Origin of the sequence: Dasania marina DSM 21967, assembly GCF_000373485.1 — a bacterium.
Taxonomy (GTDB): domain Bacteria; phylum Pseudomonadota; class Gammaproteobacteria; order Pseudomonadales; family Dasaniaceae; genus Dasania; species Dasania marina.
Window position 1 is genome coordinate 32,478 of record NZ_KB891580.1, and the last position, 17,559, is coordinate 50,036.

Consider the following 17,559-nt stretch of genomic DNA (forward strand, 5'->3'; position numbering starts at 1 on the left):
ATAAAAAAGCCCTAGTCACCGCAGTAGCTAGGGCTTTTTAAGCTGCGAATACTTAGAAGTGATAAAACACACCTAAGAAAGCGCCGTCAATAGTTAGATCTGCGCTTTCATCGCCGTCTTCATAATCGATTTCAAAAGAGCGGTAACCTGCTTCTACACCTAGGCCTAAGTCATGCTCGTAACCTATGGCGGCTTGGTAATCGAGTATGCTGTCGCCGTCATAGCTAATGCCGTTACCGCTGGCGCGTAAGTACAAGCCCGACAAAGGTAATTCAAAGCGGGCACCTACATAAATCATGGGTAGCACGACGTCTACATCAAAGTCGCTGCTTTCGGTTGTGCCGCCAGCCGTACCGCTAATGCTAAAGCCTTCGTCAAAGGCGCGCACGGTGAAACCTATATCCAGTGATACCCAGTTATCCAGTATTTCATAGTATAGGGTGGCATCGGTGTGGCTAAGGTCAGCGGTGGCCTTAATGTTGCTGGTGTAATCTACGCCGTCAAAGTTAAAGCTGCTGTTAGAGTTGGCGTTAATTTCCATCTCGGTACGGGCCAGCATTACATTGGGAACTAAAGGTACTGGGTGTTCCAAGGCGATGTAAAAGTTATTGTTGGTTTCGTCATCAAAACCTAGGGTGTCTTCCATGTCGACGATGGTGCCAGCATTGCCTGATTGAATATCACCTGAGAAGTTTTGTTGCCAAGAGTTAGCACCTACCCGAAATCCTAAGGTGTCGGCGGTAGCTGCGGTGGATAATAAGCTTAGGGCGATAGCGCCAGCTAAAGTGGTTTTTTTCATTGGGGGCTCCTGGAGCGATTTTATTATTCGCGTTTATTAACTATGTAGTGATATTAGCTTAGGGCTAAAGATAGCAAGAGTGTAGCACTAAGCCATTAATGTGCGGTAAAACTTGTTATTTTTGCAGTAGTTCTGCGGCCTCTTTCGCAAAATAGCTCAAAATACCATCGGCGCCAGCACGCTTAAAGCTAATCAGTGATTCTAAAATAACCTGTTCACGATTTAGCCAGCCGTTTTCAAAGGCGGCTACATGCATAGCGTATTCGCCACTGACTTGATACACATAGGTGGGGGCTAGCAACTCGTCTTTAACGCGGCGCACCACATCTAAATAGGGCATGCCGGGTTTAACCATAATCATGTCGGCGCCTTCGGCTAAGTCCAGCGCACATTCGTGCAAGGCTTCGTTGCTGTTGGCGGGGTCCATTTGGTAGCTGAATTTATCGCCACCTTTGATATTGCCTGCTGAGCCTACCGCATCGCGGAAGGGGCCGTAATAGGCCGAAGCATATTTGGCGGAGTAGGCCATTATTTTGGTATTAACATGGCCATTTTCTTCCAGCGCTTGCCTAACCGCGCCTATGCGGCCATCCATCATGTCGGAGGGTGCGACGATATCGACACCGGCATCGGCATGGGAGGCGGCTTGTTTCACTAGCGTTTCTATAGTGCGGTCGTTTAATACATAACCATTGGCATCGAGTATGCCGTCTTGGCCGTGTACCGTGAAAGGGTCTAGGGCGACATCGGTAATCACACCTAAGTTGGGGCAGGCATCTTTAATCGCTTTCACCGCACGCTGGGCTAAGCCATCGGGGTTGTAGGCTTCTTCAGCAAATTCGGATTTAGCACTTTGTGGCGTAACGGGGAATAGGGCGATAGCCGGTATGCCTAGTGCGGCAATATGCTTCGCCTCTTCAACTAATAAATCAATGCTTAAGCGATCAACGCCGGGCATAGACGCAACCGTTTCTTTTTTGCCTTTACCTTCTAAAACAAACATCGGATAAATTAAATCGTTAACCGTTAATACGTTTTCGCGCATTAAACGGCGCGAAAAATCATCGCTACGCATACGGCGCATACGGGTGTGTGGGTAAGGGCCGCGATGTAGGGATTTGGACATGATTATTCTCGTTGGTGAACGGGGTCAGGCTCGCTAGACTCTGATCCCTTTATTAGTTACAGGCCAGCAAAAACCTTCTCAGCGGCATCAATCGTAAATTGTATATCTTCATCAGTATGCGCCGCTGACATAAACCCAGCTTCGTATGACGCAGGCGCTAAATAAACCCCAGCGTCTAACATACCGTGGAAGAAGCGGTTAAAAGCAGGGATGTCGCAAGCCATGACTTGCTGATAGTTGGTGATAGTTTTTTCTTTAGTGAAGAAACCACCAAACATAGTACCTACATGATTAGTCGTAAATGGCACGCCCGCTTTTTCAGCGGCGGCGTTTAAGCCTGCCATCAAAGTATCCGTTTTTGTAAACAGCGGTTGGTAAAAACCTTCAACACTAATGGCGTTTAACATGGTTAAGCCTGCGGCCATGGCGATAGGGTTGCCCGATAAAGTACCAGCCTGATAAACAGGACCTAGTGGCGCGATCTGTTCCATAATTTCTTTTTTACCGCCAAAGGCGCCTACCGGCATGCCGCCGCCTATCACTTTACCTAAGGTGGTGATGTCGGCTTCTACATTGTAATAACCTTGCGCGCCGGTTAAGCCTAGGCGGAAACCGGTCATCACTTCATCAATAATAAACACGCTGCCGTATTGGTCGCACTGCTCGCGTATGGCTTGCAAGAAACCGGGTATAGGTGGCACGCAGTTCATGTTGCCGGCTACCGGCTCAACAATAACGCAGGCCACTTGCTCGCCTATCTCGGCAAAGGCTTTTTTAAGGCCATCTATATCATTGTAAGTTAGGGTCACGGTGTGGTCGGCCAGTGCTGCTGGCACACCCGGTGAGCTGGGCACGCCCATGGTAAGGGCGCCGGAACCGGCTTTAACTAATAGTGAGTCTGAATGTCCGTGGTAGCAGCCTTCAAATTTAATAATTTTATCGCGGCCGGTGTAGCCACGGGCCAAGCGTATGGCGCTCATGGTGGCTTCGGTGCCGCTGTTGACCATGCGTACATAATCCATGTTGGGCATGATGCTGCAGATTTTTTCGGCCAAGGTGGTTTCTATTTCGGTGGGGGTGCCAAAGCTTAGGCCTTTAACTAACTGCTCTTGTACCGCCTTGATAATGGCGGGATGGGCGTGGCCTAAAATCATCGGCCCCCAAGACAGCACGTAATCCACATAGCGCTTGTCGTCGACATCAAAGATATAAGGGCCTTGCGCACGCTCTATAAAAATGGGCGTGCCGCCTACGGCTTTAAAAGCGCGCACCGGCGAATTGACGCCACCGGGAATAGTCTTTTGGGCTTGTGCAAACAGAGTTTCAGAGCGGCTCATGGCGTACCTTTACAATCAATGGCTGGAAATTTGCGGGCATTGTAACAGTCAGCGGCGAAGAGTCGCTAGTCGCCAGTTCCTAGTTGGCAGTCTCTAGTCGCTAGTAAAACCCTCTAGAGACTAGCGACTACCAACTAGAGACTCTTATTCATTCGCCCAATGCATGCGATCGGGGATGAGCTCACCCATGCCTACCCGCTTGGCTTTTTGCAGAGCTTGCCAGGTGAAGTGCTGGGCCTGTTGTACCGATTCGGCCACGCTGAGGCCGTGGGCCAGGTAGGCGGCGAGTGCCGCGCTCAAGGTATCGCCGCCGCCGTGAAAGTGGCCTGGCAGGCGTTCTCTTTCATATTGCTGACACAGGCCGCGGGAGCTGTAGAGTTGGCTGCAGACTTTTTGTTGCGGGGTTTTATGGGTGGTGTTGGTAAACAGTAAATAGTCGCTGTCAAACTCTAGCAGCTCATGGGCATAGGCGCTGAGGCTGTCGGCGCTGTTGCTAAGGTGGTAGGCATCGGTTTCGCTAAGCAGGGTAATGGTGGCCAGCGGGAATAATAATTCACATAGCGCGGGGTTGAGTGCGTGGCCTTTAATATTGCCGGTGAAAGGGTCTAACACCACGGGTATGTGGGGGTAGTCATTGATTACTGTATGTACGGCTTCTATATGGGTGAGGCTGGTGAGCTGGCCAACTTTGATTAGGTCTATTTGCGCATCTTCTAATATCGAGCGCATCTGCGCTATCAGTAAACTGGCGCTGGTGATTTGTTGATCGTCGGGATTACTGTTTTGCAGGGAGAGTTGGCTGATGATGGGGGTGCAGTGGCAACCCAGGCTGCTCAGTGCTTCTATATCGGCAGAGATGCCAGCGCCACCTAGCGGGTCGTGGCTGTTAATGCTCATTACTATGGGGGTGCAATTGAGTACGGCTAGGGACACGTTATTCTCCTCCGCTATTAGAATGGCTTAACCACCACCAAAATAATAACGGTAAATAAGATAATCACCGGCAGTTCATTAAACCAGCGGTAAAAGACATGGCTGCGCTGCTCGCTGTGCTGCGCCAGTTGTTTAATATAGCGACCGCACTGTAGGTGGTAGCCCACTAATAGTAGTACCAATGCCAGCTTGGCGTAAAACCATTTAGCTTGTAGATAATAGTCAATATTATAACTGGCCAGCCATAGGCCAAAGAGGATGGTGAGCACGGCGAAGGGGCTGATAAAGCGGTATAGCTTGCGCTCCATAATGGCCAGTTGCTCTCGGGTAGCTTGGTCTTCGGCCATGGCGTGATACACAAACAGCCTAGGCAGATAAAAAATGCCGGCAAACCAGCACACCATAAAAATAATATGTAGGGCTTTTAGCCACAGCATAGTAGAGACCTTTTCTGCCTGATTCGGATTACCATCACTGCGGCATGCTGGCGTGGTGGTTAATCGCCTTGCGGCTGAGGGCGCCCTGTATTAAGCGTGGGCCAGTGATATGCACATAGTTTATATCGTGTTCGTTCATCAAATCTAAAGCCTCGCGCAGGGTGGCTTGTATATGTAGCGGGCTGGCGGCTTCAAAGGCCGGTGCGATTTTATATAAATCGATTTCGGTTTCTTGGTTGGCAATGGCAGCTTCCAGCAAGGGTTTGATGTCCTGCCACGGGTAGCAATTGATGCCTTGTTCGCGACTGCTGCTAACTAGGGTGACACAGTGTTGGCGGGCGGCGTCATCTAATAAAACCTGAGCGCTAATCGCACTGATAACTTGCGGCGTGCTTAATACCTGCCGCTCCATAATGCCGGCCACACTGGTGCGTTGCAGTGCCAAGCTTAAAGGGTCGGTGCGCAGCAAGGTATTTAAGCGGCGAAACACGGTTTGGGTGGCGGAGCGCTGTTTAAAGATAGCACTGTGGCCTATGGTCGCTACGGTAATGGCCAGCATGCCGGGAAAGATGATATTGGTGTTTTCGGTCAGTTCCAGTAGAGCCATTAAGGCAGCCAGCGGGGCATTCATCACCGCACCCATAACGGCGCCCATGCCTAGTAGCACATAAAATCCCCGCTGTGAGTTGAGTCCAGGGAATAAGCTTTCTACCACTATACCGACAGCACCGCCTAGGCAGGCGCCGATCAGCAGATTGGGGCCGATAAGGCCTATGGGCAAGCCCAGCCCGCAGCTGGCTGCAGTGGCTAATACCTTGGCGGCCAGTAGCACCAAAATAATCCCCAGCGTGTATTGGTTGGCTAGTACCGCGTTGAGGCTGTCGTAGCCTATGCCTAAGACCTCGGGTACGAGTAAAGCGCAGCTACCGGTAATGACCCCCGCGAGTAGACAGCGGGCAATAACGGGTCGATCTGACTGTTTTAGCCCCAGTTTTAAAATCACGATAAATAAGGCCGAACAGCAAGCCGCTAGTAGCCCCACTACGGCCACAAACGGTAGCTCTGCTAGCGATGACATGGCGATGTGTTCAATATTGGGGATGGCGAATAGCTTTTCTGAGTCGCTCATTGCCCGCATCACGGCGGTGGCGCTGATGGCGGCTAAGGTAATGGGTATGAAGCCGACGATGGTGTATTCCATCATCACCACTTCCATGGCAAAAATCACTCCGGCTATGGGGGTGTTAAAGGCCGCGGCTATCGCTGCGGCGGTGCCGCAACCAATCAACATGCGTATGCTGTTATTGGGGAATAATAATTTTTGCCCCATTAAACTGTTCACGCCAGCACCTAAATGCACTGCCGGGCCTTCGCGGCCGCCCGATTGCCCCGTAGCTAGAGCAAAGGCTCCCATAAAAAATTGCACTAGCATATTTTTAACGGGCATGTGGCCATGTTTGGAGTGCAGGCAGTGCAATACGTGCGGCACACCGGTACGCGAGTTGTGCTTGGCAAATAGTCGCATGACTATGCCTATAATCAAGCCGCTGCTGGCGGGTAGGGCAAAATAAGCCCATAGCGGTAGCGCTTCAAAATTATCAGCTTCACTGCCGGGCAGTATTTGCTCTTGTATAAAGGCCAATAGGGCATGAAAGGCCAGCATGATAAGACCGCAGTTAATGCCTGCGACTACACCCAATAAGGAAAAGTGCAACAGGGAATTATCATGCGCCAAGTGGTGGCGAAAATGTTGTAGCTGGTTTTGCAGCATAAAAGTGTAGTGGAGTTATATAAGAATTTATGGGCGCTAACGTTTCATCGTTATTTGATTTATTATAGCCAGCTTAAAGTGAGTGTAGCACCTACTAATAAAGCCTAGTTAGTGTTTTTAGTGCGGGGATTGCTATGTTGCGGCGTCTAGAGAGGGTATTTGATCGTGGTTAAAGTAGGTATTGTTGGCGGCACCGGTTATACCGGTGTGGAATTATTACGCATATTGGTGAATCACCCACAGGCTGAAGTGGTGGCGATTACCTCTCGCGCCGAAGAAGGCGTGCGCGTGGATAGCCTATATCCTAATTTGCGCGGTCACACCGATATCGCTTTTTCTTTGCCGAATGTTGCGGTGTTGGGGCAATGTGATGTGGTGTTTTTTGCCACACCTCATAACGTGGCGATGAACATGATGCCGCAGTTATTGGATAAAGGTGTACGGGTGGTGGATTTATCCGCCGATTTCCGTATACGTGACGCGCAGCTGTGGTCGCAGTGGTACGGCGAGCCTCATGCTTGCCCCGATATTTTAACGCAGGCGGTGTATGGTTTGCCCGAGCGCAACCGCGAGCAGATTAAAAACGCGCAACTTGTCGCCTGCCCCGGCTGTTACCCTACGGCTATACAATTGGGTTATTTGCCGTTGCTAGAAAACGGTCTGGTCGACAATAGCCGTTTAATCGCTAACGCCACATCGGGGGTTAGCGGTGCTGGCCGTCAGGCAAAAGTGGATAATTTATTATCGGAAGTTAGCGATAGTTATAAAGCCTACGGCATACCGGGCCACAGACATTTGCCAGAAATTGAGCAGGAGCTACGAGATGTCAGTGGTGCGGCGGTAAACGTAACGTTTACTCCGCACTTGGCGCCTATGGTGCGGGGCATGCATGCAACCTTATATGCCGAGCTTATCGATACCAATACCTCTTTAGAAAGCGTGCAGCAATTATTTGAGCAACGTTATGCCAACGAACCTTTTGTGGATGTGTTGCCCGCCGGTAGTCACCCACAAACGCGGACGGTAAAAGGTGCTAATGTCTGTCGCATAGCGGTGCACAAACCACAAAACAGAAACACCATCGTGGTGTTATCGGTGATTGATAATTTAGTCAAAGGCGCATCCGGTCAGGCCGTGCAAAATATGAATATTATGCTGGGGCTGGAAGAAGCGGCTGGCTTAAATATTGTCGCGTTAACACCCTAAAGGCTAGTGGCTATGGTGGATGTAAAAGGCAGCTCCCAGTATCGCTCTATCGTGGTGCGCTACCGGCCTTGGCAGCGCGTGGTACTGATAGTCGTGATAGTTTTATTATTGCTGGCGGTAGCCGGCGGCAGCGCATGGTGGACGCGAGCGCATTACACGCAGTTGCATAAGCAGCTGTTGGCAGAGAATCACACACTTAACAAACAGTTGCCGCGGGTTAAGCAGCAGCGCGATGTGGCCGAGCAACAGCTAGCCAATATCAGTACTGGCGCTGATGTCGATAGAGCTGCGGTAGCGGGGCTACAGATAGAGTTAAAAAACCATCAAAATAAAATTGCCGAGCTCACTGAAGAAATTGGTTTTTATAAGGGCTTGATGTCACCCAGTGAACGTGAGCGCGGGCTGAGTGTGAGGGATATGGAAATACTGGCTACGGCAGCAGAGCAGGTATACCAATACAAACTGGTCTTACAGCAAACCGCGTTAAAGCACCGGTTGTTAAAAGGCTCGGTAAGAGTAGTGTTGGTGGGCACGGCGCCTAATGAGCAGGGGATGCCCAGCCAACGTCGTTATGCTTTGGCGGATTTATCGCCGGAACTGAAAACAGTGGATATACCACTGCGCTTTAAATACTTTCAAAACATAGAGGGCGAGCTGACCTTGCCGGTAGATTTTGATGTGCAAAAAATTGAACTAGTCGCTAGAGCGTCGTCACCAAAAAAGGTTCAAATAGAACAAACCTATGAATGGAAGGTGCAGGCGCTATAGTACTTAGTGATGACGCTTGGTACATAAAACGGGAATTACATATCATGTGGGGCAAAAAGGGGAATACGATGGCATTTCAAGGCGGCGCAACCACGCTGATATCGAAAGAATCTGAAATTGTGGGCGATATAAAATTTACCGGCGATTTGGAAATTCAAGGGACGGTGAGAGGCAATATTATCGCCAAAGATCAAAGCAAGGCGACAGTACGTATTGTTGAAGGTGGCCATGTCGAGGGCGAAATCCACGCCCCGCATATTATCGTTAATGGTTTGGTGAAAGGCGATATACACAGCGCTGAACATATAGAGCTGGCTGCCAAGGCGCAAATACAGGGTAATGTGCACTACCAGTTGATAGAGATGGTAAAAGGCGCGCAGGTTAATGGCAGCCTGTTGTACGCCGCGACTAAACTCGCCGTTTCTCCGACGCCTATTACTAAGGCGGTGGCACAAACAGCGGTAGAAGTTGACTAAAACACTAGGTTGTTAGCATAATCCGCTGTCGGGCAGCCTTTTGCTGCCCAACTGAAAGGTAATATAGATGTCTGCTGTAGAGCAATTTTCACCTCAACCCCTGATACTCACCGACAATGCGATCAATAAAGTGTTGGCGTTGCGCGCTGCTGAGGCTAATGACGACCTAAAGCTGCGGGTGTTTGTGACTGGCGGCGGTTGTTCGGGTTTTCAATACGGCTTTACCTTTGATGAGTTTCCCGCTGAAGACGATACTGTTATTGAAAAACAGGGCGTTACTGCCTTAGTTGACCCTATGAGTTTTCAATATTTGGCTGGATCCGAGGTGGATTATAAAGAGGGTTTAGAGGGCTCGCGCTTTGTGATTGCCAACCCCAATGCCGAAACCACTTGTGGCTGCGGCTCCTCTTTTGCTATTTGAGGTATCTAACTAGAGGTTTTGCTATGGGTTTAAAGCCGTTAGTTATTGCCATTAGCTTTTATTGTTTATCCTCCTTATCTTTGGCGCAGGTCACCCAAGCAGTGGCTGATGAGCCCGCCTATTTAGCGCGCATAGAGCTACATACGGCGGCAGAGTTATATGCGCTGCTACAGCGCTCTGAACAGTTATTTATGTTGTCTCAGCAGGCACCTGCGGTGCCGGTGGCTTTTGTGCTGCACGGCCCTGAGGCCGAAGTGTTTTTTCGCGGACAATACCGCCGCCATCAGGATTTAGTCGACCTTGCCGCTAAGCTATCAGCGTTTAAAGTGGTGGATATAAAAGTGTGTAGGACTTGGATGGGGATGCATAGCTTAGACGCGCAGCAATTATTGCCCTTTGTGGGCACGGTGCCTTTAGGGCCGGTGGAAGAGCAGCGTTTGCTTAACCAGCAGGGTTATAACTACTTCTAGCGTTATTTAAGCGGGATGTATGGCGCCTAAAATACAGGGCACCGATGCGCCAGTTGCGGCAGGAATGTTGCCGTTTAGGCCGTTAAGTGTTTGTTGAGCCAGCCAGGCAAAGGCGGCGGCCTCTACCCAGTCAGGCGCTATACCCAGTGCGCTAGTATCGGCCACCGGGCAGTGCGGTAGCGCTGTTTGTAGTGCTTTTAGCAGTGCTTGATTGTGGGCACCACCACCACCAATAAATATTTCATCTATCGCTATATCCAGAGCGAGTATGGCTTGCGCTAAGCTGCTGGCAGTGAGTTGCAGCAGGGTGGCTTGTACGTCGGCGGGTTGTTCGTCATAGCCTATTAGTCGCTGCTCTAGCCAGTGGCTGTTAAAGTGTTCACGCCCTGTACTTTTGGGGGCGGGCAGCGCGAAATAAGAGTCTTGCAGCAGCTGCGCTAATAGCTCAGGTATCACTAATCCGCGGCTGGCCCAATCGCCGTTACGGTCGTAGGGCTCACCTAGCTGTTTACCTATCCAATAATCCATTAGCACATTACCGGGGCCGGTATCAAAACCTTGCGTGGCTAGGCCTTTAATTAGTGGTGTGATATTAGCCATGCCGCCTATATTGATGATAATGCGATTTTTATTGCTATGGGCAAATGCGGCTTGATGAAAGGCTGGGGCTAGCGGCGCACCTTGGCCGCCTGCTGCGATATCGCGGCTGCGGAAATCAGCGACTGTGCAGATGCCGGTATGATGACTGATAATATTGGGGTTGCCTATTTGCAGGCTAAAAGGGGTGTTGCCCTCAGGGTGATGGCGTATGGTTTGGCCGTGGCTGCCTATGGCTTGAATGTCTTCGGGCCTAAGGTCGCTAATGTTTAATAGTTGTCGTACGGCAGCGGCAAACTCCAGCCCCAGCTGATAGTCAGCTTGGCCCATGCGCATAATTTCGTTTTCGCCAGGCTGGCATAAGGCCAGTAATTGCGTGCGTAAATTTGCTGGGATGCTGTGGCAATAGTGATGAGTTAGGGTGTAGCTGTGTGGGGTTATTTCCAGTATGGCTGCGTCTATACCATCCATGCTGGTACCAGACATGAGGCCTATATAACGCTGCGCGGGGCTAGCCACTACAGAGTATTACTGCTGACTTGTGTATTAGCTGCGTACTTGTGGTGATTTTGGTATGCCGCTAACTGCATCTGCAAGCTGCCTATTTGTGTTAAAAAGCCTTCTTTATCGGCTGCTGCTATGGATAAGGCTTTAGGTAGTTTGCGCAGCACGGTGCGAGGGTTGCGATGTACGCCGTTAACTAAAAATTCATAATGCAGATGTGGCCCGGTAGCATAGCCGGTAGAGCCTACCCAGCCTATGATTTGCTGCTGTTTGACTTTTTGGCCACGCTTAACCGCACGCTTGCTAAAGTGTAGGTATTTGGTGGTATAGCTTTCGCCGTGCTTAATCACCACATAATTGCCATTGGCTTTGCTGTAGCCTGCTTCTGTTACTCGGCCATCGCCAGTGGCGTATACGGGCGTGCCTTTAGCGGCGGCGTAATCGATACCACGGTGGGGGCGCTTGGTTTTAAATACGGGGTGCAGACGGTTGGGGTTAAAGGAAGAGCTGATGCGAGTAAAGTCTAAGGGGGCGCGTAAAAAGGCTTTGCGCATGCTGATACCTTGCTCGTTGTAGTAGCCTATATCGCCATTGCCGTACTCGTAGCGATAGGCTTTATAGGTTTGATCTTGGTTGGTAAACTCGACGGCTAAAATAGGGCCGCTGCCCACTTTTTTGCCATCTATATAATGTTCTTGAAACAGTATGCTAAATGAGTCGCCTGCGCGTATGTCGTAAACAAAATCGATAACGCCGCCAAAGACGCTAGCCATTTCCATGATCAGGTTTTGTTGCAGGCCCGCTTTGCTGGCAGCGGTATACAGTGATGAGCGAATGGTGGCGGTAACATGGCGTTGGCGTATTTCAGGCTCACGTTCTAAGTCGCTAACGTCAAAGCTATCGCCTTGGCGTTGGTATAAGGTGCTTTTGAGTAAGTCGTGTTGGTGCTTAAGGGCGAGCAGCGTGCCGTCCTCATCTATTTGAAAGGCGACTTTTTGGCCGGGAAAAATTTGGGCGAGTTGCTTGGCTTCTTTGCTAGAGCTGGTGATTTCATAAACATCGCGGCCGGTGAGTTGGGCGCGTTGAAAGAGTAGGGATAAGTTGTCACCGTTTTGCACCACTAACTCTTTCCAGGGCGCTTGCGGGGTGTCGGGTGTGGCGGCCTCAGTGATAATCGGCTTGCTGCTTATTATGGGTAGGGTGATGGCTTGGCTGGTGCGTAGGGCCTCGGCTTCTTTACTGGGAATGACCATTAAGGTAATAAATAGCAGGCAGCAGGCTGCTGCGGCAAACAATAAATGGCGTCGTGGATACTCGGCTATTATCTGGCTGAGGTGCGGGGAAGGCTTGTTGGGTGTCGCTTGGCTCATAGTTCGCTATCTATTGCTGATAAAGTAGATTCTAATAAAACCGTATAACTGACAGAAGTATAACAAAAAAGTGCCATCTAACTAGTTTCTTTGCTTAGTTAGCGTACAACTCAGTTTGCAATTATCTAGAGTTGTTGTATTGTGCGCGATTTTGCAGGGGATGATGCCCGATGTGTACGGTGAGTGCAATCCGGGTTTACCCTTGTGTAAATAGGTATATATAAGAAGGTGCAATAAGGTATGTCTGAAGTAAATTCGGCGCTGATTAACGATTTACAGGCCAGAGGCTTGGTGGCGCAAATGACCGGCGATGGCGAGTTAGAGCGACACTTATCTGAGGGCTCGCGTACCTTGTATTGCGGCTTTGATCCCACGGCCGATAGCCTACATCTAGGGCATTTAGTGCCTTTGCTGGTGCTTAAGCGCTTTCAAATGGCAGGCCATAAACCTATAGCGTTAGTGGGGGGTGCTACCGGCCTTATCGGTGATCCTTCATTTAAAGCGGAAGAACGCAAGCTCAATACCCCTGATATAGTGGCTAGCTGGTGCGATAAGATACGTGGCCAGGTTAGTCAATTTATCGATTTTGATTGTGGTGATAATGCCGCCGAAGTGGTGAATAACCTAGATTGGGCCGGGCAGATGACTGTGCTGGATTTCCTGCGGGACATAGGCAAGCACTTTTCTATCAATGCTATGGTTAATAAGGAGTCGGTACAGCAGCGCCTCAACCGCGAAGGGGCGGGCATCTCTTTTACCGAGTTTTCCTACGCCCTGCTGCAAGGGATGGACTTTTCCGAGCTTAATCGCCGTTACGATTGCACTCTGCAAATAGGGGGTAGTGACCAGTGGGGCAATATCGTGGGCGGCATAGATTTGTCGCGTCGCCAAAACCAGGCGCAAACCTTTGGTTTGACCGTGCCTCTGGTGACCAAGGCTGATGGCGCCAAGTTTGGTAAAACGGAATCAGGTGCGGTATGGCTGGATCCGGCTAAAACCTCGCCTTATAGCTTTTACCAGTTCTGGCTAAATACCGCCGATGACGATGTGTATAAATTTCTCGGCTATTTTACCTTTTTAAGCGCCGAAGAGATTGCTGCTATAAAGGCGGAGGATGAATCTAGAGAGGGTCGTCCGCAGGCACAAATGATCTTGGCCAAAGAGGCCACGCAGTTGGTGCACGGCGACGCAGGCTTGTTGGCGGCGCAGCGCATTACCGAGGCGATGTTTAGTGGTGATGCGTCTAGTTTGTCGGAATCTGATTTAGAGCAGTTAAAATTAGATGGCTTACCGGCCAGTGATCTCGATATTGTAGCTCTTGCGGATACACCGCTAACTACGCTGTTGGCTGAGTGCGGTATGGTGAAGGCGGGCCGTGAGGTAAAGGATGCGCTAGGTAGAAATGCGGTGCTAATAAATGGTGAGGCCAAGGGGGCAGAGGATAATATGAAAGCCGCCGAGTGTTTTGCTAAAGAGAAGTCCTTGTACAATCGCTTTTTTATCGTCAAGTTGGGTAAAAAGAAGTATCACTTGTTCGAAATAGCCTGATATTTAAACGTATTGCTTAAGGAATCGACGGTAAGCAAATAATTTTCGGATAGTCGTTGACTCCCGTCTTTATCTCCCTATAATGCGCCGCTCTCTGGTTGAGAACAACCAACTAGAGTGCAGGAAAAACGAAGTGTTAATGGTTTTTTCTGCAGGCAAATTGCTTTTGAAATTAATTTTAAAAAGCACTTGCCATGGCGAATTAGATCTCTATAATGCGCCGCTCTCTGGTTGAGGCAAGTCCTTAGCAAGAGGTTGAAAAGACAGTCTTTTGATGGTTTTTTCAACAGGCAAAACGGCTTTGAAAATTAATTTTAAAAAGCCCTTGCCACGGCGGATTAGATGTCTATAATGCGCCGCTCTCTACAAGGCTGCGGTCGAGTAGAGAAGGTAGGAAACGCAGTTATTTGTTTTCTTGCCGCCGGTAAGTTCTTTTGGAAATAGGTTTAGCGAGACGCTAAAAAATACTTTCAAAAAGAGGTTGCCAAACAGGATGCGGCGTGTATAATTCGCATCCCTTGTTGAGGCAAGCGCTAAGCGCTGCGCAGCAAGAATTAGTCGGGAATCCTAGCGATTCAGACGCTCTTTAACAAATTGATCAAGTAATTCGTGTGGGTGCTTACTGGATGATAATTGCGACAAAGATTATCAAAAGTTAAGTTACTTACACAACATGCAGTAATGTATATTTTGAATGTAATGATTCTTTTGAGCCGAGATTTTGGAAGGTAAAGCAGGTGCTTCGGCTATTTGCGTAACCTTTCCCTCTTGTTACTTTCCTTCGGGTAAGGTGACAGAGGTAAAAGATTAAACTGAAGAGTTTGATCATGGCTCAGATTGAACGCTGGCGGCAGGCCTTACACATGCAAGTCGAGCGTGAAAGCCCTTCGGGGTGAGTAGAGCGGCGGACGGGTGAGTAACGCGTAGGAATCTACCAAGTAGTGGGGGACAACATGTGGAAACGCATGCTAATACCGCATACGCCCTACGGGGGAAAGGGGGGGATCTTCGGACCTCTCGCTATTTGATGAGCCTGCGTAAGATTAGCTAGTTGGTGGGGTAATGGCCTACCAAGGCGACGATCTTTAGCTGGTCTGAGAGGATGATCAGCCACACTGGAACTGAGACACGGTCCAGACTCCTACGGGAGGCAGCAGTGGGGAATATTGCACAATGGGCGAAAGCCTGATGCAGCCATGCCGCGTGTGTGAAGAAGGCTCTAGGGTTGTAAAGCACTTTCAGTGGGGAGGAAAAGTTAGTTGTTAATAGCAACTAGCCGTGACGTTACCCACAGAAGAAGGACCGGCTAACTCCGTGCCAGCAGCCGCGGTAATACGGAGGGTCCAAGCGTTAATCGGAATTACTGGGCGTAAAGCGCGCGTAGGCGGCTATTTAAGTCGGATGTGAAAGCCCTGGGCTCAACCTGGGAACTGCATTCGATACTGGATAGCTAGAGTATGGGAGAGGGCTGTGGAATTCCACGTGTAGCGGTGAAATGCGTAGATATGTGGAGGAACATCAGTGGCGAAGGCGGCAGCCTGGCCCAATACTGACGCTGAGGTGCGAAAGCGTGGGGAGCAAACAGGATTAGATACCCTGGTAGTCCACGCCGTAAACGATGTCAACTAGCCGTTGGGAGACTTGATCTCTTAGTGGCGCAGCTAACGCACTAAGTTGACCGCCTGGGGAGTACGGTCGCAAGATTAAAACTCAAATGAATTGACGGGGGCCCGCACAAGCGGTGGAGCATGTGGTTTAATTCGATGCAACGCGAAGAACCTTACCAGGTCTTGACATCCTCTGAACTCGCTAGAGATAGCTTGGTGCCTTCGGGAGCAGAGTGACAGGTGCTGCATGGCTGTCGTCAGCTCGTGTCGTGAGATGTTGGGTTAAGTCCCGTAACGAGCGCAACCCTTGTCCTTAGTTGCCAGCACGTAATGGTGGGAACTCTAAGGAGACTGCCGGTGACAAACCGGAGGAAGGTGGGGACGACGTCAAGTCATCATGGCCCTTACGACCTGGGCTACACACGTGCTACAATGGGCAGTACAAACGGTCGCCAAGCCGCGAGGTGGAGCTAATCCGATAAAACTGCTCGTAGTCCGGATTGGAGTCTGCAACTCGACTCCATGAAGTCGGAATCGCTAGTAATCGTGAATCAGAATGTCACGGTGAATACGTTCCCGGGCCTTGTACACACCGCCCGTCACACCATGGGAGTGGGCTGCAAAAGAAGTGGGTAGTCTAACCTTCGGGAGGACGCTCACCACTTTGTGGTTCATGACTGGGGTGAAGTCGTAACAAGGTAGCCCTAGGGGAACCTGGGGCTGGATCACCTCCTTAAAAAGTGCGCAAGCATTGTTCTTTAAGTACCTACACGAATTACTTGATCAAATTGGTTGATGTAGTGATACCCAGATAGGGTCTACTGGCCGGGGTATGTTTTAGGCCTGTAGCTCAGCTGGTTAGAGCGCACCCCTGATAAGGGTGAGGTCGGCAGTTCAAGTCTGCCCAGGCCTACCAAATTTGCGTTTCTCTTCGTTGAATGTCCGCTTGCGTATTGTTAATACGCGGCGCGAACCTTCGCCTCGATAAGCACAAATTACACACTTATCCCTAGCGACTATTGACTAGTTACTAGAGACTTAGATGGGGCTATAGCTCAGCTGGGAGAGCGCCTGGTTTGCATCCAGGAGGTCTGCGGTTCGATCCCGCATAGCTCCACCATTTTAAATGGTGCACACACTACATTAAGAGATTAGAAAAAAGTGTTCTTTAACAAGAATATTTGTTTCTGGTTTTTACAACCTGATGTTCTTTAACAAGATAAATAAGCTGATAACGATGATTATTGTCCTAGTCGACAATAGTCATCACGAATGGGCGCTGTTTGTTGTGATGACAAATAGCGACTTGTTCAACACTGAATTCTCAAGTGTAAAATTTATATCTACGATCCGGCGATCGTAGTCATACCAAGTGAAGTCGTAATGGTGTGGCAAAGTTCTTGGCAATCACTTTTAAGTAAGTGCATGTAGTAACTGGCCGGTTGAAAGCGCGCTTCGGTATACAAAACGAAGTGAGCGGAAGGCCACTAGGCTGTTTAATTATATGGTCAAGCGACTAAGCGCACACGGTGGATGCCTTGGCAGTTAGAGGCGATGAAGGACGTTGGAGCCTGCGAAAAGCTCTGGTTAGGTGGCAACCAACCGTTATTACCCAGAGATGTCCGAATGGGGGAACCCAGCAGCATAAGCTGTTATCCCACACTGAATACATAGGTGTGTGGAAGCGAACCCGGGGAACTGAAACATCTAAGTACCCGGAGGAAAAGAAATCAAACGAGATTCCCCTAGTAGCGGCGAGCGAACGGGGATTAGCCGAGCAACTTTAGCTAGTGGAACAGTCTGGAAAGTCTGGCGATACAGGGTGATAGCCCCGTACACGAAAGCGATAGTTGACGCATTAAGTAGGTCGGGACACGTGATATCCTGATTGAAGATAGGGGGACCATCCTCTAAGGCTAAATACTACTAACTGACCGATAGTGAACCAGTACCGTGAGGGAAAGGCGAAAAGAACCCCGGAGAGGGGAGTGAAATAGATCCTGAAACCGTGTGCGTACAAGCAGTGGGAGCAGACTTGTTCTGTGACTGCGTACCTTTTGTATAATGGGTCAGCGACTTAATGTCTGTAGCAAGCTTAACCGTATAGGGGAGGCGTAGGGAAACCGAGTCTTAATAGGGCGTCATAGTTGCAGGCATTAGACCCGAAACCCGGCGATCTACCCATGGCC

14 protein-coding genes, 2 tRNA genes and 2 rRNA genes are annotated in these 17,559 nt (G+C 49.8%); 10 read left to right on the top strand and 8 right to left on the bottom strand.

Annotation, left to right across the window (positions count from 1 at the left end; genetic code table 11):
- Nucleotides 1-52 precede the first annotated feature (52 nt).
- The 6 genes from B067_RS0109280 to B067_RS0109305 form a co-directional block, all read right to left on the bottom strand.
- On the bottom strand, nucleotides 53-799 hold the full coding sequence (locus B067_RS0109280) for a TIGR04219 family outer membrane beta-barrel protein (protein ID WP_019529807.1): 747 nt from the start codon (nucleotides 797-799) through the stop codon (nucleotides 53-55).
- A gap of 115 nt (nucleotides 800-914) precedes the next feature.
- Nucleotides 915-1,925 (bottom strand): porphobilinogen synthase, encoded by a 1,011-nt coding sequence (hemB, locus tag B067_RS0109285; protein ID WP_019529808.1) that lies wholly within the window; start codon nucleotides 1,923-1,925, stop codon nucleotides 915-917.
- A gap of 56 nt (nucleotides 1,926-1,981) precedes the next feature.
- On the bottom strand, nucleotides 1,982-3,262 hold the full coding sequence (hemL, locus tag B067_RS0109290; protein WP_019529809.1) for a glutamate-1-semialdehyde 2,1-aminomutase: 1,281 nt from the start codon (nucleotides 3,260-3,262) through the stop codon (nucleotides 1,982-1,984).
- A gap of 144 nt (nucleotides 3,263-3,406) precedes the next feature.
- Complete coding sequence (thiD, locus tag B067_RS0109295) at nucleotides 3,407-4,195, bottom strand: bifunctional hydroxymethylpyrimidine kinase/phosphomethylpyrimidine kinase (protein ID WP_156820806.1); 789 nt, start codon at nucleotides 4,193-4,195, stop codon at nucleotides 3,407-3,409.
- A 17-nt stretch (nucleotides 4,196-4,212) separates the two neighbouring features.
- A complete protein-coding gene (locus B067_RS0109300) occupies nucleotides 4,213-4,632 on the bottom strand; it encodes a CopD family protein (RefSeq protein ID WP_019529811.1) in 420 nt (139 codons plus the stop codon).
- A 34-nt stretch (nucleotides 4,633-4,666) separates the two neighbouring features.
- Nucleotides 4,667-6,403 (bottom strand): chloride channel protein, encoded by a 1,737-nt coding sequence (locus B067_RS0109305; RefSeq protein ID WP_019529812.1) that lies wholly within the window; start codon nucleotides 6,401-6,403, stop codon nucleotides 4,667-4,669.
- Nucleotides 6,404-6,568: 165 nt separating this feature from the next.
- Here B067_RS0109305 and argC point away from each other — a divergent pair, with 165 nt between their 5' ends.
- From argC to B067_RS0109330, 5 genes are all read left to right on the top strand, one after another.
- A complete protein-coding gene (gene argC / locus B067_RS0109310; protein ID WP_019529813.1) occupies nucleotides 6,569-7,609 on the top strand; it encodes an N-acetyl-gamma-glutamyl-phosphate reductase in 1,041 nt (346 codons plus the stop codon).
- A 12-nt stretch (nucleotides 7,610-7,621) separates the two neighbouring features.
- Nucleotides 7,622-8,377: a DUF6776 family protein gene (locus B067_RS0109315; RefSeq protein WP_019529814.1), complete on the top strand. Its 756-nt coding sequence runs from the start codon at nucleotides 7,622-7,624 to the stop codon at nucleotides 8,375-8,377.
- A gap of 68 nt (nucleotides 8,378-8,445) precedes the next feature.
- Entirely contained in the window at nucleotides 8,446-8,853 is a 408-nt protein-coding gene (locus B067_RS0109320; RefSeq protein WP_205619960.1) for a bactofilin family protein, read from the top strand.
- Between the two features lie 67 nt (nucleotides 8,854-8,920).
- Entirely contained in the window at nucleotides 8,921-9,274 is a 354-nt protein-coding gene (gene erpA / locus B067_RS0109325) for an iron-sulfur cluster insertion protein ErpA (protein WP_019529816.1), read from the top strand.
- A 23-nt stretch (nucleotides 9,275-9,297) separates the two neighbouring features.
- Nucleotides 9,298-9,744 carry a DsrE family protein gene (locus tag B067_RS0109330; RefSeq protein WP_019529817.1) on the top strand — a complete coding sequence of 149 codons (447 nt, stop codon included), beginning with the start codon at nucleotides 9,298-9,300 and terminating at the stop codon, nucleotides 9,742-9,744.
- A 6-nt stretch (nucleotides 9,745-9,750) separates the two neighbouring features.
- Here the strand turns inward: B067_RS0109330 and B067_RS0109335 are convergent, their stop codons facing one another.
- The gene (locus B067_RS0109335) at nucleotides 9,751-10,860 is read right to left on the bottom strand and encodes an anhydro-N-acetylmuramic acid kinase (RefSeq protein ID WP_019529818.1); all 1,110 of its coding nucleotides are present in this window, start codon (nucleotides 10,858-10,860) and stop codon (nucleotides 9,751-9,753) included.
- Complete coding sequence (locus B067_RS0109340) at nucleotides 10,860-12,215, bottom strand: peptidoglycan DD-metalloendopeptidase family protein (RefSeq protein WP_019529819.1); 1,356 nt, start codon at nucleotides 12,213-12,215, stop codon at nucleotides 10,860-10,862. The genes B067_RS0109335 and B067_RS0109340 overlap by 1 nt, the downstream gene beginning before the upstream one ends.
- 240 nt (nucleotides 12,216-12,455) lie before the next feature.
- Here B067_RS0109340 and tyrS point away from each other — a divergent pair, with 240 nt between their 5' ends.
- The 5 genes from tyrS to B067_RS0109365 all read left to right on the top strand — a co-directional run.
- Nucleotides 12,456-13,763 carry a tyrosine--tRNA ligase gene (gene tyrS / locus B067_RS0109345; RefSeq protein ID WP_019529820.1) on the top strand — a complete coding sequence of 436 codons (1,308 nt, stop codon included), beginning with the start codon at nucleotides 12,456-12,458 and terminating at the stop codon, nucleotides 13,761-13,763.
- Between the two features lie 809 nt (nucleotides 13,764-14,572).
- Nucleotides 14,573-16,106: ribosomal RNA gene (locus B067_RS0109350) — 16S ribosomal RNA — on the top strand.
- Nucleotides 16,107-16,209: 103 nt separating this feature from the next.
- Nucleotides 16,210-16,286, top strand: a tRNA-Ile gene (locus B067_RS0109355).
- Between the two features lie 128 nt (nucleotides 16,287-16,414).
- A tRNA-Ala gene (locus B067_RS0109360) sits at nucleotides 16,415-16,490 on the top strand.
- A 386-nt stretch (nucleotides 16,491-16,876) separates the two neighbouring features.
- Nucleotides 16,877-17,559: ribosomal RNA gene (locus B067_RS0109365) — 23S ribosomal RNA — on the top strand; the annotation flags it as partial.